General features: G+C 61.4%; 10 protein-coding genes, 1 tRNA gene and 3 rRNA genes. 5 read left to right on the forward strand and 9 right to left on the reverse strand.

What is annotated here, in order from left to right; genetic code table 11:
- Positions 1–126: 126 nt before the first annotated feature.
- Positions 127–900: a cytochrome c oxidase subunit II gene (gene coxB / locus HTZ84_RS06800; protein WP_174679982.1), complete on the forward strand. Its 774-nt coding sequence runs from the start codon at positions 127–129 to the stop codon at positions 898–900.
- 436 nt (positions 901–1,336) lie between these two features.
- On the opposite strand, the gene HTZ84_RS06805 is transcribed toward coxB, so the two are convergent.
- The 6 genes from HTZ84_RS06805 to HTZ84_RS06830 form a co-directional block, all read right to left on the reverse strand.
- Entirely contained in the window at positions 1,337–1,744 is a 408-nt protein-coding gene (locus HTZ84_RS06805) for a DUF7344 domain-containing protein (RefSeq protein WP_174679983.1), read from the reverse strand.
- Positions 1,745–1,918: 174 nt separating this feature from the next.
- A 5S ribosomal RNA gene (rrf, locus tag HTZ84_RS06810) occupies positions 1,919–2,040 on the reverse strand.
- Positions 2,041–2,156: 116 nt separating this feature from the next.
- Positions 2,157–5,076 (reverse strand): 23S ribosomal RNA (locus tag HTZ84_RS06815).
- A gap of 220 nt (positions 5,077–5,296) precedes the next feature.
- A tRNA-Ala gene (locus HTZ84_RS06820) sits at positions 5,297–5,368 on the reverse strand.
- Between the two features lie 134 nt (positions 5,369–5,502).
- Positions 5,503–6,977 (reverse strand): 16S ribosomal RNA (locus tag HTZ84_RS06825).
- The 16S, 23S and 5S rRNA genes sit together here with 1 tRNA gene alongside, the layout of an rRNA operon.
- A gap of 689 nt (positions 6,978–7,666) precedes the next feature.
- Positions 7,667–8,293, reverse strand: a complete 627-nt coding sequence (locus HTZ84_RS06830; protein WP_174679984.1) for a metal-dependent hydrolase — start codon at positions 8,291–8,293, stop codon at positions 7,667–7,669.
- A gap of 281 nt (positions 8,294–8,574) precedes the next feature.
- On the opposite strand from HTZ84_RS06830, the gene HTZ84_RS06835 reads away from it, so the two are divergent.
- The 4 genes from HTZ84_RS06835 to HTZ84_RS06850 all read left to right on the forward strand — a co-directional run bounded on the left by HTZ84_RS06835 (position 8,575) and on the right by HTZ84_RS06850 (position 10,993).
- Positions 8,575–8,796: a hypothetical protein gene (locus HTZ84_RS06835; protein ID WP_174679985.1), complete on the forward strand. Its 222-nt coding sequence runs from the start codon at positions 8,575–8,577 to the stop codon at positions 8,794–8,796.
- 48 nt (positions 8,797–8,844) lie between these two features.
- On the forward strand, positions 8,845–10,143 hold the full coding sequence (hisD, locus tag HTZ84_RS06840) for a histidinol dehydrogenase (RefSeq protein ID WP_174679986.1): 1,299 nt from the start codon (positions 8,845–8,847) through the stop codon (positions 10,141–10,143).
- An 81-nt stretch (positions 10,144–10,224) separates the two neighbouring features.
- Positions 10,225–10,479, forward strand: a complete 255-nt coding sequence (locus HTZ84_RS06845) for a hypothetical protein (protein WP_049914559.1) — start codon at positions 10,225–10,227, stop codon at positions 10,477–10,479.
- A 139-nt stretch (positions 10,480–10,618) separates the two neighbouring features.
- Complete coding sequence (locus HTZ84_RS06850) at positions 10,619–10,993, forward strand: HesB/IscA family protein (protein ID WP_008895253.1); 375 nt, start codon at positions 10,619–10,621, stop codon at positions 10,991–10,993.
- A 210-nt stretch (positions 10,994–11,203) separates the two neighbouring features.
- Here the strand turns inward: HTZ84_RS06850 and HTZ84_RS06855 are convergent, their stop codons facing one another.
- The 3 genes from HTZ84_RS06855 to HTZ84_RS06865 all read right to left on the reverse strand — a co-directional run bounded on the left by HTZ84_RS06855 (position 11,204) and on the right by HTZ84_RS06865 (position 12,758).
- Positions 11,204–11,404 (reverse strand): dodecin, encoded by a 201-nt coding sequence (locus tag HTZ84_RS06855; protein WP_174679987.1) that lies wholly within the window; start codon positions 11,402–11,404, stop codon positions 11,204–11,206.
- An 84-nt stretch (positions 11,405–11,488) separates the two neighbouring features.
- The gene (locus HTZ84_RS06860) at positions 11,489–12,148 is read right to left on the reverse strand and encodes a hypothetical protein (protein WP_174679988.1); all 660 of its coding nucleotides are present in this window, start codon (positions 12,146–12,148) and stop codon (positions 11,489–11,491) included.
- Positions 12,141–12,758, reverse strand: a complete 618-nt coding sequence (locus HTZ84_RS06865) for a hypothetical protein (RefSeq protein ID WP_174679989.1) — start codon at positions 12,756–12,758, stop codon at positions 12,141–12,143. Before HTZ84_RS06865 ends, HTZ84_RS06860 begins: the two co-directional genes overlap by 8 nt.
- Between the last annotated feature and the right edge of the window lie 29 nt (positions 12,759–12,787).

Genomic DNA, 12,787 nt, shown 5'->3' on the forward strand with positions numbered 1-12,787 from the left:
TGACAGTGACTGTCGTTTATTTTGATATTCCTTCGAATTCCAGCATTCATCTAAAACTGTCCAGAACCGTGATTGTTCACCAAACGATGGACGACGTATATCACGCCGGTCGTTGAATCGCCGTCAATGAGTAGTCGCCGTCGTACGATCGTCGCGTCCACCGCCGCGGCGCTCTCGACGCTCCTCGCGCTGACCGGCACGGTCGCGGCACAGTCACCTAATCGCGAACTCATCGATGGCCTCGAGTATCAGTTGCTCTACGCGGCTCTGCCGCTAACGCTGTTCGTCCTGATGATTCTGATCTACGCGGCCGTCAAGTTCCACGACAACGACGATCCGCAGCCGACGACCGAGGACCCCGCGCTCGAGATCACTTGGACCGCCGCGACGGCGATTATCCTGCTGTTCGTCGGCCTCTCCGGCTACTCTGTCCTCGTCAACCCCTATATCTCACCGTCGCAGGCGATCGATACCGACGATCGAAGCCAAGAGGGGTTCGACTCCTTCGAGGACCTCCCCGATACCGGCGACGAAGAGGTTCACGTCCGCGGCTATCAGTGGGAGTGGCAGGCAACCTATCCGGACGCCAACGTCACGACTGAAAACCAGATCGTGATTCCCGCCGGCGAGGACGTGACGTTCTGGCTGACCAGTGACGACGTGATCCACTCACTTTTCATTCCGGATCTGGGCGTCAAGCAGGACGCGTTCCCCGGCGACTACACTCGCGCACGGACCGTCGTCGACGAACCCGGCCGCTACGACGTGGTCTGTGCGGAGTTCTGCGGCGCCGGCCACTCGCGGATGCAAGGTGAGATCGTGGTCGTCGACTCCGAAACCTACGACCAGTGGCTTTCGGAAAACGAGGGGACCGTCGCCGAAGCGCCGAACCCCGATTGAGAGGGACCCGATACCGATCGCACGATGGAAGAGTTAAACCGGACGACCTCCTAAGGGGAGTGCGTGCCTTTAGTCCCCGTCCGAGTCTACCCATCCGGGTGCGATGACAGCACGGCGAACCCGGGCACGCGATATCCGGTGGGCCTTGCCCACCCGTTCGAGGAGCACGACCGCTCCTCCGCCCGGCACGAGGGTTAGCCAGCCGACGCGGCACGCCGCCACGGGATGAGGCTGGACGTTAGTGTTCCGGGCGATACCGATTTCCACCCGGTAGCTCCGCTTTCATCCGCTGCAAGCCGAGCAAACGTGTAATACCCTGTGCGTTAGCATTCATCACCGTGGGTATCACACCCACACGCTCCATTCCCCCTTGGACTAACATCTCCGTCGCGTCGACTCGTGGTTACCGAACGAGAGCCAAGTCGCTTGTGCTCTACTACTGCTCCCTGTTCGATGAGGGCACCGGTTCGCTGTACAGGAACGACTCCATCGATGACCCTGTTATCGTGACTTCGTCTTCGCTCGCCCGCGCCTGACGAACCGTTTCGCTGATCTCGTCGAATCCGTCGCTACCGATCACGTCCCCCGTCCGATTGTCGTGTTCGATGAGACCGTGGTCCTCGAGCTTCGGAAGGTGGCTGTGGATCAGCGATGTCGTGACACGTTGTTTTTGTGCCTCGGTGACGGCCTCGATCGATTCGCCTTGTTCCCAAGCGGCGATCTGTAATGAAACGCTCTCAATGTTCGCGTGGTCGTTCTCTAAAAAGTAGTAGAGGAGGTATCGACAGCGCGACTCGGAAAGAAGTCCGTATACGACGTCCAAGGAGAGACGTTCTGATTCCATATTACACGGTTTTCCACACACCCGAATAAGCCCCGCTCCAAAAATATTTGGTCCGGTTGGAACGGGAATCGTTGTGCCGAGGGTTAATACGACTGATAGCGATGTCACTACGGAATAAATACGAGTAGCCCCGCACAGCCGGTGCTGTGCGGGGCGTGATGATGAGAGTATGAGTGGTGGCGGCGAATCGGGTCTCCCAGAGGGTCGCCCACTCCAGTACTCGCCGAAACGCAGGCGGGCTTAACGTCCGTGTTCGGGATGGGTACGGGTGGAACCCCGCCGCTGTGGCCGCCGAACGCCGATCAGCGGAATCGAACCGCCGCAATACCAATATCGGTGGTGCGACCGTGTTAGTACGTGTAGTCCAGTTAGCGCCTGGACCCGTTTCCGGGTCTGATCCAGATGCGATATGAGTGTGTGGCTCGATCGGTTAGTGCTCGCGGACTCAACACCTCGTTGCCTTGGTGCGTACATCCCGAGTCTATCGAACTCGTCTTCTACGAGTGATCTCAGTGGTATCTCTTTTCCAAGTGGGTTTCGAGCTTAGATGCGTTCAGCTCTTACCCCGTGGTGCGTCGCTGCCCGGCACGTGCCCTCTCGGACAGCCGGTACACGAGTGGCACCCATTCGTAGTTCCTCTCGTACTATACGAACGTTCTTGTCAGATACCGTAACACCCCCAATAGATAGCAGCCGACCTGTCTCACGACGGTCTAAACCCAGCTCACGACCTCCTTTAATAGGCGAACAACCTCACCCTTGCCTGCTTCTGCACAGGCAGGATGGAGGGAACCGACATCGAGGTAGCAAGCCACCCGGTCGATATGTGCTCTTGCGGGTGACGACTCTGTTATCCCTAAGGTAGCTTTTCTGTCAGCAATGGGCCGCATCAAGCAGCCGCATTGGTTCGCTAGACCACGCTTTCGCGTCAGCGTCCGTCGTTGTGCCGGACACTGTCAGACTTCCTTATGCTCTTGCGCTCTTTCCCGCGTCTCCGACGCGGGTGAGGAAATCTTGGGGCGCGCTCGATATCTTTTCAAGCGCGTACCGCCCCAGTCAAACTGCCCGGCTACCAGTGTCCTCCGCCAGGAGTGAGAGTCGCAGTCACCATCGGGTAGTATTTCAATGTTGGCTCGGTGGCCCGCTAGCGCGGGTACCTGTGTAGCGCCTCCTACCTATGCTGCACAATGGCGACCACGTCTCAGTGACAGCCTGCAGTAAAGCTCTATAGGGTCTTCGCTTCCCCTTGGGGGTCTCCAGACTCCGCACTGGAACGTACAGTTCACCGGGCCCAACGTTGGGACAGTGGCGCTCTCATTGATCCATTCATGCAAGCCGCTACTGAAGCGGCAAGGTACTACGCTACCTTAAGAGGGTCATAGTTACCCCCGCCGTTAACAGGTCCTTCGTCCCCTTGTACGGGGTGTTCAGATACCTGCACTGGGCAGGATTCAGTGACCGTACGAGTCCTTACGGATTTGCGGTCACCTATGTTGTTACTAGACAGTTGGAGCGCCCGAGTCACTGCGACCTGCCTCGTTGCGAGGCAGGCATCCCTTATTGCGAACGTACGGGACTAACTTGCCGAATTCCCTAACGTCGGTTGATCCCGACAGACCTTGGCTTTCGCCGCCACGAGTACCTGTGTCGGATCTCGGTACGGACAGTGTGCTCACCTTTTCACGGGCTCTAGGTTGACCTCTCTTGCGCTATCCAGCCATTCGTTCGCTTCCTGCCATTACGGCTTCCACGAACTTCGACTGTTCGCCCGAGCGAAAACTCGGGAGAGGCGGCCCCAAAGCGTCGGCTTTGAGTGCACACTGGCATAGGAATATTAACCTATTTCCCTGTTGTCAGCTTCGACTTACGGGCTGACTTAGGACCGGCTAACCCTCAGCTGATCAGCATTGCTGAGGAACCCTTACTCGTTCGGCCGTCGGGGTTCTCACCCGACTAACGCTGCTACTATGACCAGGATTTTCGTTACTGAACGGTCCACACGACTTCTCAGCCGTGCTTCCACCCGAACAGAACGCCAACCTACGGGATCACTCGATCAAGAGTGCCGCTAGGTCTCGGTGGTAGACTTGAGCCCCGATCATTTTGGGCGCCGCAAACCTCGGCCGGTAAGCTGTTACGCTTTTCTTAGAGGGTAGCTGCTTCTAAGCTCACCTCCCGGCTGTCTAGGGCTTGCGACCACCTTCGATCGCACTTAGTCTACACTTGGGGACCTTAACCCAGCTCTGGGTTGTCTCCCTCACGGTACACAGGCTTACCCCGTGCACCGGACTCCCTGCGTCGAACGGCGTTCATAGGTTCGGAGTTGGACAGGGGGGCGCACTCCTCTCGGAGTGCGGTCCCCCAATCCGTCGCTCTACCCCATGAACTACCTCGGCAGAGGTGATGCTTCGACATCTTTCGGTTGGAACCAGCTGTTTCCGGATTCGATGGGCCTTTCACCCCTAGACGTAGGTCACGCGAGGGTATTGTAGGACACCAACGCTATCGGGCCTCCACGTGCCTTTCGGCACGCTTCACCCTGCCCACGCCTAGATCATCCGGTTTCGGGTCGTGCCCGTTTGACTCCCCGCGCTTGAACACGGCGGCCCTCGTCGTAAGACTGCGGCCATGTCGGTTTCCCTACGCCTTCCCTGATGATCAGGTTAGACTCGTCAAACAGGCACACTCCCTGGTTCGTTTTTCAAAACGTACGACAGAACACCGGCTTCCCGGACGGCTTACTACAGGTTTGCACCTGAGTCATTGTGTCCGGGACCTTGTATGCCCTGTCGCTCCATCGCCAACTGATTTCACGCCCTATTGCACCTCCCTTCGTGGGGTGCTTTTCAGCGTTCGCTCACGCTACTTGTTCGCTATCGGTCTTGAGGAGTGTTTAGTCTTCGCGGTCGATGCCCGCGATCTTCACGAGGGATATCCAACCCCCGATACTCTGGAGCTGACTCGTTCCTTACTACCCGACAGTACGGGACTGTCACCCTGTCTCGTGCTCCGTTCCAGGAGACTTCGTGTCGCGGTTCGGGAAGTGATCGTCAGTCCGAACACCACATTGCCCGTGAGGGCTTCGGTTTGGACTGTGTCGCGTTCTTTCGCCAATACTAACGACATCGCGTTTGCTTTCTTTTCCTGTCGATACTAAGATGTTTCAATTCTCGACGTTCCCCATTGCGCGAAGCAATTGCGGTGGGGATTCCCATTCGGAGATCCTATGTTCTTTGCCTCCGTGCGGCTCCCATAGGCTTATCGCAGCTTGGCACGTCCTTCTTCAGCTCTCAAGCCGAGCGATCCACCAGCTGGCACAGTAGCCACGTTCATCGGATCGGCATTGCACAGAAGTGCAATGGTATGTGACCCGGGAACGGGTCCAGTGGACGCCTGGACTACACGTACACACGGTCTCATCTGCACGCCGTAGACGCGGCATGCATTAACCCTTCCCAGCCACGTTTACACGGGCTGGTGCATCGGTTCGTTCGGATTAGATCGAAATCGCCTGCCCCACTTAAGGGGCACGATTCGATCCGCTCCGAGCCATGGACCCACAGGGATTCGAACCCTGGGCATCCTCCTTGCAAAGGAGGCACTCTACCACTGAGCTATGGGCCCACGTCCACCCAGAGGGGTGGACAGAGCGCGAAAGTGTTAGCCTTGGTAGTTCTAAGGTGCCCGATCGGCCAAACGCTGGTCGATCGAACGTGGAAACCGCTAGTGAGCCAGGCCGTCGGCCTGGTCTCGGTCTGTGGAGGTGATCCAGCCGCAGATTCCCCTACGGCTACCTTGTTACGACTTAAGCCCCCTTGCGGAGCCCAGATTCGACCACTGTTGCAGTGGCCTCATCCGGACCCCACTCGGGTGCTTTGACGGGCGGTGTGTGCAAGGAGCAGGGACGTATTCACCGCGCCCTTCTGAGGCGCGATTACTACCGAATCCAGCTTCATGAGGGCGAGTTTCAGCCCTCAATCCGAACTACGACCAAGTTTCGGAGATTAGCGCCCCCTTTCGGGGTTGCATCCCACTGTCTTGGCCATTGTAGCCCGCGTGTCGCCCAGCACATTCGGGGCATACTGACCTACCGTTGCCCGTTCCTTCCTCCAGTTTGGCACTGGCAGTCCTCCTAATGTACCCAACTACCACAAGGGTATTGCTGGCAATTAGGAGTGCGGGTCTCGCTCGTTGCCTGACTTAACAGGACGCCTCACGGTACGAGCTGACGGCGGCCATGCACCTCCTCTCAACGGCTCCAGTAAGCTCATCACACTGACCTTCACAGCACGTTGTCGATGCTGGTGAGATGTCCGGCGTTGAGTCCAATTAAACCGCAGGCTCCTCCGGTTGTAGTGCTCCCCCGCCAATTCCTTTAAGTTTCATCCTTGCGGACGTACTTCCCAGGCGGTCTGCTTCACGGCTTCCCTACGGCACAACACAGGCTCGTAGCCTGTGTCACACCTAGCAGACATCGTTTACAGCTCGGACTACCCGGGTATCTAATCCGGTTCGTGACCCGAGCTTTCGTCCCTCACCGTCGGATCCGTCTTCCTGAGGCGCTTTCGCCACCGGTGGTCCGTCCAGGATTACGGGATTTCACTCCTACCCCGGACGTACCCCTCAGGTCTTCCGGTCCCAAGCCACTCAGTTTCCACCGGACGCCCGCGCGTTAAGCGCGCGGATTTCCCGATGGACTTGAGTGGCCAGCTACGGACGCTTTAGGCCCAATAATAGCGGTCATCACTCGTGCTGCCGGTATTACCGCGGCGGCTGGCACCGGTCTTGCCCAGCACTTATTCTGCGACCACCTTACGGTCGCGAAAAGCGAGGACGATATGCCCTCGCACTTGGAGTCCCCTTATCGCACTCGCGTGCAGTGTAAAGGTTTCGCGCCTGCTGCGCCCCGTAGGGCCCGGTATCTTGTCTCAGATACCGTCTCCGGGCTCTTGCTCTCACAACCCGTACCGATTATTGGCACGGTGGGCCGTTACCCCACCGTCTACCTAATCGGCCGCAGCCACATCCTATGGCGCCGTAACGTTTCGGATTCCCCGCAGTTCCAGCGTGGGAATCGTATTCCGGATTAGCCTCAGTTTCCCGAGGTTGTCCGGATCCATAGGGTAGTTTGGCCACGTGTTACTGAGCTATCTGCTACGGGTCTCAACCCGTGCAACTAGCATGGCTAAATCGGACTCCAATAGCAATGACCTCCGGCAGGATCAACCGGAATGCTATCTGTCTCCCCAGTTGGGGAGGGTTTGTTGGCGGTGAATGTTAAGATACACACTCACACATGGGTCCACGTTCGGTGACCACAATGATCGTCGACCGATCGGGCGTCACCGAACTACCAAGGCTAACATCAGATCCCATCTGTACGGCGGACCGCAGGGGTGGAATCCTCATCTCCTTCGGACCTACTCGTAAGCCACGAAGGGTACTTAACCCCTTCGGACTCGAGTGGTCCGGGATGACGGGACGAGTTGAACGTCCCGTCGATCACGCGTTTGCGTTCATATCCCAACGCCCTCATACAGTTAAGGGCATCGGATCAACCTGACATCCGGAAACCACATCCGGCATCGGGTTTCGCGTACTTCAATGTACGACGCCAGCCCATATAAGGCCGTCGTCTCACGACGCCGGTCGGCGTCGGTCGCGAGGTGATCCGCGTGCCCTCGAGCGAACCGGTCGATCGAATCGACGGCTCGCAACGAGAGGCGGGATATTGTGCCTACCTCCGCGCCGGAATGCGGCCGGAGGGGACGTGGCGGCGTGGGCCACGTCGTTCGCATTAGTGACGGAAGCCGGGGACATATATAAGGCCGTCGTCTCGAGAGGCGTCTGCCGTACGTTGATCAGTACCGAGAGTCTGTCAGGAAGACGAAACTGTTGGGAACAAATCGAAGTCCGGGATCGCTAGCGGCGGCCGGTGGACTCGTCGAATCGGTGATTCGATCCGACCACGCCGAGGAGCAGCCGGCGAAAGCCACGGAGGAGGTCCCGAAGCACGGGTGCACCGTCGTAGAGCCACAGGAGGGCGGTAAAGACGGCGAGTCCGATCTGGAGCCAGCGGTACGTCGTGAGGTCCCCCGCGAGCAGTTCGTCCCGATACCGGGAGAAAAACAGCAGGAACTGGTCGACGAACCCCTGAGTCGCACTGTGATCCTGAACGACGACGACGGGCCAGAGCATCAGTTCCGGCTGAAAAATCCCCTCGCGGACGTAGGAGTCGAAGACGTCCGCGGGTAGGTGTAGGAGGTAGCCGAGCGCGAACGCGATCCCGGCTCGAGGGCGACCCGTCGAGCGAGCCGCGAGGCCGATACCGATCGAGATCGGAACGGCGGCGAAAACGGAGTGGCCGAGCGCGTAACCGGCGTCGAAGACGCCGAACTCCCAGGCCAGCAGTTTATCGACGAGATCCGGGAAGACCGACGCGAAGACGACGGTGATCGCCTCGAGTCCGGACGGGGAGTCCCGATAGATCGCGTGACAAAACGTCGAGTAGGCGAGGTAGGCGACGATCGCGTGTTCCCACGGCCACATACGAGGGCGGTGCGGTGGGGAGTGGATAGTTATGCAGCGCCTGTTGACCGCGCGGGTGACGGTCCGCGCGGCGCCGGCCGGAAGGCACGTATCGCTGATCGGGACGGCCACGGTACCGAACTGCCGTTCGAAACGGTCGATTTACCGCGCCCGGTGGAACGAAACTGTACGGAGCGGCTGAACGCGTTACGGATGGGAGGTCGAACGCGGGCAGTCGGGTCGGGTCGGGTCGGACTCCGGCTAATCGATACGATTTACCGATCGGCGTCGTATGCTCGCGTATGGATCGATCGGGATTCGTCAAGCTCGCGGTCGTCGGGATCGGGCTGGTCGTGCTGAGTTTCTTCGTCCGCGGGTTCGGCCAGCTGGCCCTCGGCCGCGACGTCGCGGAGGTGCTCCAGGCGCCGTTCGCGGTCGTCGGTTTTCTCATCGTCGTCTACCTGTTCGTCCGGGCGACGCTGGACGCGGTCGGCGTCTGGACGGTCGAGAACGACGAGGCCTGAGGCGGGACTAAGGAAACCGTTTTTCCGCCACCCCACGAATCGGATGGTATGACTGTGGACGTACGGGAACTCGCCGACCTCGGACCGGCCGATCGGACCGCGTTCTTCGACCGCGACGCCGGTATCGACGCGATCAGCGACGACGTGCGGGAGATCGTCGACCGCGTACACGAGGAGGGCGACGTCGCCGTTCGCGAGTTCACGAGCGAGTTCGACGACGTCGAGCTGGGAAACATCGAAATCACCGACGCGTGCGAGCGCGCGTACGATGATCTCGAGGACGACGTTCGGGAGGCGATCGAGACGGCCGCGGAGAACGTCAGGGAGTTCCACGAGGCCCAACTCCCCGAGGACTGGCGCCGCGAGTTCGGTCCCGGACGGGAACTCGGCCGGCGGTTTCGCCCGATAGAGCGGGTCGGCGTCTACGTGCCCGGCGGCTCCGCGGCCTACCCCTCGAGTGCGATCATGGGCGTCGTCCCGGCGGTCGTCGCGGGCGTCGACCACGTCGCGGTCGTCACGCCCCCGGCCGACGAGCTGAATCCCGTGACGCTGGCGGCGATCCACGTCGCGGGCGCGGACGCGGTCTACAGCGTCGGCGGCGCGCAGGCGATCGCCGGACTGGCCTACGGCACCGAGACGATCACGCGGGTCCAGAAGATCGTCGGGCCGGGCAACAAGTGGGTGACGGCAGCGAAAGCGGCCGTCCGGGGCGACGTCGAGATCGACTTCCTCGCGGGGCCCAGCGAAGTGGTCGTCGTCGCCGACGAGACCGCCGATCCGGACCTCGTCGCCGCGGAACTGGTCGCGCAGGCCGAGCACGACCCGAACGCGTCCGTGGTCGCCGTCACGGACGACGCGGACACCGCAGACGCCGTCGCCGCGGCCGTCGACGAACAGACCGAGGCGCGCGAGCGCGAGGACGTGATACGCGGTGCGCTCGAGAACGACGCGAGCGGCGTCTTGCTCGCCCGCTCGATGAGCGAGGCGATCCTGTTCACCGAGGAGTACGCCCCCGAACACCTCTCGATTATCGCCGACGACGAGGAGTCGATCCTCGAGCGGATCGACAGCGCGGGCAGCGTCTTCCTCGGGCCGAACACGCCGGTCGCCGCGGGCGATTACGCCAGCGGAACGAACCACGTGCTGCCGACGAACGGCGGCGCGCGCGTGGCCGGGGGGCTCTCGATCGAGACGTTCCTCCGGTCGACGACGGTTCAGCGTCTGTCCGCCGAGGGGCTGGCCGGCATCGGGGACACGATCACGACGCTGGCCGACGCCGAAGGGCTCGAGGCCCACGCCGAAAGCGTTCGACGTCGACTCGAAGACCGGGAGAACGACGGGGTGTAAGCAGTAGTTACGGCGGTCGGTCGAGTTCCGAACACGGCCAACCGAGTTTTTACGGTGCTGGATCCGCAAGTACGAATTAAGATGTCACGGCGTGAATGCGACCGTGAGCCCGATCGCGAGTCGGTGGTCGATCCGACCGACGGACGCGTACTCGAGCGAAATTACGACTACGCCCAGAAGAACGTCCGGCTCCTGTCGATGTGGTACGACTGCGAGCCCAAGCGAATGCTCGAACTACTGGCGGAACACGACATCGAACTGTCGCGCAACGACGAGCGGCAGTTCGGGACGTACTATCGCACGGTGCAACAACACGTGAACAGCTACGGCGAGTAGCCCCGCGGCGTCCGTCACCGACCCCGGCGAACGGCACTCGAGGCGGGCTTGCTATCGAACGTGTCTCCGGACGATCACAGGTCGAGGAGCGGTGCCGGTGGCGTCACAGTTAACATCGTAGCGCCGGTACGGAATACACATGAGCACGGACAGCATGGATGGCGGGGAGGCGGAGACGCGTCCCGAGATCGAAGTAACCGAAGACGCGGCCGAGCAGGCACTGTCGCTGCTCGAGGGAGAAGGACTCGACGACGGCGAAGCCGGTCTGCGCCTGTTCGTCCAACAGGGCGGCTGTGCGGGACTGTCCTACGGGATGCGCTTCGACGACGCGCCCGACGAGGACGACACGATCTACGAACACCACGACCTCCGGGTGTTCGTCGATCCGGCCAGCCTGAAGTACATCGAGGGCAGCGTCCTCGATTACGAAGACGGGCTGCAGGCCGAGGGGTTCCACGTGGACAACCCCAACGTCGTCAGCGAGTGCGGCTGCGGCGAATCGTTCCGAACGTAACGTCGGTCGACGCTTCTCGCCGTCCGTTCGCTGCGGTCTCGCGATGCCGACCAGCGGCGGGACCGTCGCGGGAGGCCGTCGGTCGACAGCGGCCCTCCGTCGATAGCGGCCCTCCGTCGACAGCGGCCGACGCTCGGACGGGTTCTGCTGGCCGGCGTTCCGGTGTGCTACCGACCGGGTGCGATATCCGCGTAAGCCCCGGCGAGTCGACTATTCCTCGAGTTCGAAGGCGACGGTCACTTCCGCCTGGTACTGTCGCTCCTCGACGCTGGCGAGTTCGACGCCGAGCTCGTCGACTTCGATCCAGTAGAGGTTCTGCAGGGTGTCCTCCGCGCGGTCGATCGCGTTGTCGGCGGCGTCGTCGAAGCTCTCCGTACTCGTGCCGATCAGGGTGATCTTCTTGAAGACCATGGCCCGGATCGCTACACCGTACGCGGACGTAAAGCTGGTCGTCAGTTTCGCCTCGTGAATCGGTACTGGGATGTCGGCCCGCCGTCAGTCGGCCCGCGCTTCGAGTCGGTCGCGGATCGCACCGGAGACGTCGGTGAGGTACGCACCGCCCCACAGCGCGACGATGAGCGCGCCGATCGAATTGAAGACGAAGTCGAGCATCGTGTCCTCGAGGCCGTACTGGGTGAGCACGGCCCTGGTCCCAAGCGCCTGAGCCGCCAGCGCGATGGCGAACTCGAGGATTTCCCAGAGGACGCCGAACGCGAGGACGAACAGCAGGATGAACACGGCGACGAATCGCTGGGGAAAGTGAATGCCGTCGGCGTGTTCGTGGAGCGCGCGGACGGTGGCGTAGCCCGCGCCGGCGACCAGCGAGGCCGACAGCGCGTGGGTCATGTGATCCCACCACCAGATCTGGCTGTAGAGCGTGACGGTAGCGCCCGGCAGCCCGACGGTCCCGAAGGCGTGGAGGAAGACGGCGGCGGTGATCCACAGCGTGAGTCGCGGATCCATCGGGATCTCGTAGTCGCGCTCGAGCAGCGGCGGAAGTTGGGTGACGATCAGCGCCACGCCGGTGTTGATCACGATGCCGCCGTTGCCGCGCTCGATACCGACGAACAGCATGCCGATCAGCCCGATCTCCATGAGGTAGGTGAGCTGTCGCTGCCGGCGCTGCGATCGCAGTCCGCGGACGAGATTACGCATCGTCGACCTCCGCGGCCGGCTGGACCGTCGCCGGAACGCGCCGTTCCGGACGGGCGTACCGCCTGAAGTACAGTTCGAAGACGACGCCGGCGCCGAGTCCGGCGACGGCGGAGTAGACGAACTCCCACATGACCGCGTCGTGGTCGGCCGTGAACGGGATGCCGAGCGTCTGGGCGGCGCTCCACCGGAGCAGCGCCCACAGTCCCGCCGCGGCCATCGTCGTCACGACGACGAAGACGACGGCGAAACTAGAGGTCATCCGGACGGTCGTAAACGACTGCAGTTCGACGGCGAGAACGAGCGCGATGGCCGCGACCGAGAGATAGGACGCGAAGTGCCCCGTTAACCGCTCCGCGCCGACGGCCATCCCGAGTACCGGCAGCGCCGCCATCAGCAACACCTCCCAGGGGACCATCACGACCGCCGATCGGTAGGCGATCGAGGGGAGCACCGCGAGCGCGACGAGCACCGCAGCGAACGTCGCCCACAGGAACCCGCCGGTCACCAGTTCGCTGATGCCGACGACCGCGATCGCGACGACCAACGCCCACGCGATCACCGCGTTGGTGCGGCCGTCAGCGAGCAGTTCCTCGAGTGAAGTTTGAGACACAGTGACTGGTACTGACCGTTCTCACAAAA

Origin of the sequence: Haloterrigena gelatinilytica (genome assembly GCF_013342145.1) — an archaeon.
Lineage (GTDB): Archaea > Halobacteriota > Halobacteria > Halobacteriales > Natrialbaceae > Haloterrigena > Haloterrigena gelatinilytica.

What these genes read in the sequence shown, in the direction of transcription:
- coxB (WP_174679982.1), top strand. Translation starts at nt 127, where the DNA reads ATGAGTAGTCGCCGTCGTACGATCGTCGCGTCCACCGCCGCGGCGCTC.
- HTZ84_RS06805 (WP_174679983.1), bottom strand. Translation starts at nt 1,744, where the DNA reads ATGGAATCAGAACGTCTCTCCTTGGACGTCGTATACGGACTTCTTTCC.
- HTZ84_RS06830 (WP_174679984.1), bottom strand. Translation starts at nt 8,293, where the DNA reads ATGTGGCCGTGGGAACACGCGATCGTCGCCTACCTCGCCTACTCGACG.
- HTZ84_RS06835 (WP_174679985.1), top strand. Translation starts at nt 8,575, where the DNA reads ATGGATCGATCGGGATTCGTCAAGCTCGCGGTCGTCGGGATCGGGCTG.
- hisD (WP_174679986.1), top strand. Translation starts at nt 8,845, where the DNA reads ATGACTGTGGACGTACGGGAACTCGCCGACCTCGGACCGGCCGATCGG.
- HTZ84_RS06845 (WP_049914559.1), top strand. Translation starts at nt 10,225, where the DNA reads ATGTCACGGCGTGAATGCGACCGTGAGCCCGATCGCGAGTCGGTGGTC.
- HTZ84_RS06850 (WP_008895253.1), top strand. Translation starts at nt 10,619, where the DNA reads ATGAGCACGGACAGCATGGATGGCGGGGAGGCGGAGACGCGTCCCGAG.
- HTZ84_RS06855 (WP_174679987.1), bottom strand. Translation starts at nt 11,404, where the DNA reads ATGGTCTTCAAGAAGATCACCCTGATCGGCACGAGTACGGAGAGCTTC.
- HTZ84_RS06860 (WP_174679988.1), bottom strand. Translation starts at nt 12,148, where the DNA reads ATGCGTAATCTCGTCCGCGGACTGCGATCGCAGCGCCGGCAGCGACAG.